This is a genomic window from Leuconostoc sp. BM2 (genome assembly GCF_002095565.1).
Taxonomy (GTDB): domain Bacteria; phylum Bacillota; class Bacilli; order Lactobacillales; family Lactobacillaceae; genus Leuconostoc; species Leuconostoc falkenbergense.
Genome location: NZ_MOWQ01000106.1, coordinates 1 through 970, shown reverse-complemented (window position 1 = coordinate 970; position 970 = coordinate 1). Strand labels below are relative to the sequence as shown.

The following is a 970-nucleotide window of genomic DNA, read 5'->3' as shown; positions in this document are numbered from 1 at the left end:
AATTATTACAACAATCACCGGATCAAACAAAAACTCAATGGTTTGTCGCCGGTTCAATATCGACAACTCACCACTGAGTCTGTTAGTTAATTAATTTTATTTTGTCCAACTATTGGGGTTCACTTCAATTAAACTATTCCTTTTTTGTTTATGAAAAATAGCCCAATTTATTGACTTCTGAGCAATGATGATTGAAATTGTAAAAGTATAAGCTGTGATAGAGATTGATTATACTTAATGATACATGTATAATTAAGTTATACAAATGGAGGTGGTATGATGACAATTGTTAAAGCACGTAAACAAGGTAATTCAGTAGCAGTAACGTTACCGTCAGAATTAGGTATCACAGTTGGCCAAGAATTTTTAGCCATTAAAAAGGACAATTCATTAATTTTCACACCAAAACTCAATAATCCATTTGATAAATTGAAAGAAAATGAATTGATTGATGAACAAGAGGTAATTGTTGAGGATATTATTGATGACTAAATTTAAGCAAGGAGATTTTGTTATCATTAATTTCGATCCATCTGTTGGTCAAGAAATTCGAAAACGTCGACCTGGATTAGTGGTTAGTTCGGATAAATACAATATGGTTTCTAATTTGATCATTGTAGCGCCTATTACCAGTTCGGTTAAAAACATTCCCACAAGATTTAATGTTGTTGGGTATGAAAAGGTATACGGACAGGTGAATACGTTACAACCAATTCCAATGGATTCTGTAAAACGTGAGGCAAAATTAATTGGTCACATGAACGATTATGATTTATACCAAGTGTTGCAACTGATTGGGGCCAATTTTGATTTAACACTCTAAAAAAAACTTACTAACATTAATGCTCTTATACTAAAAAAATGGACTATTTTTATTCAGTCCGTAAAATGAAAGTATAGGAGTATTTTTATGTCAATTCGTTATTCACAAGATTTCAAAGATTCATTGGTTAAACTTCACCAAGAAGGC

The 970-nt window shown here is 31.5% G+C and carries 3 protein-coding genes; all 3 read left to right on the top strand.

The window, feature by feature from the left end; translation table 11 throughout:
• A partial coding sequence (locus BMG01_RS11700; RefSeq protein ID WP_143470296.1) for an IS3 family transposase occupies window positions 1–90 on the top strand: 90 nt, incomplete at its 5' end.
• A gap of 186 nt (window positions 91–276) precedes the next feature.
• The gene (gene mazE / locus BMG01_RS10635; protein WP_233127312.1) at window positions 277–492 is read left to right on the top strand and encodes a type II toxin-antitoxin system PemI/MazE family antitoxin; all 216 of its coding nucleotides are present in this window, start codon (window positions 277–279) and stop codon (window positions 490–492) included.
• Window positions 485–823 (top strand): type II toxin-antitoxin system PemK/MazF family toxin, encoded by a 339-nt coding sequence (locus tag BMG01_RS10630; protein WP_036068660.1) that lies wholly within the window; start codon window positions 485–487, stop codon window positions 821–823. Before mazE ends, BMG01_RS10630 begins: the two co-directional genes overlap by 8 nt.
• Window positions 824–970: the final 147 nt, after the last annotated feature.

What these genes read in the sequence shown, in the direction of transcription:
- mazE (WP_233127312.1), top strand. Translation starts at nt 277, where the DNA reads ATGATGACAATTGTTAAAGCACGTAAACAAGGTAATTCAGTAGCAGTA.
- BMG01_RS10630 (WP_036068660.1), top strand. Translation starts at nt 485, where the DNA reads ATGACTAAATTTAAGCAAGGAGATTTTGTTATCATTAATTTCGATCCA.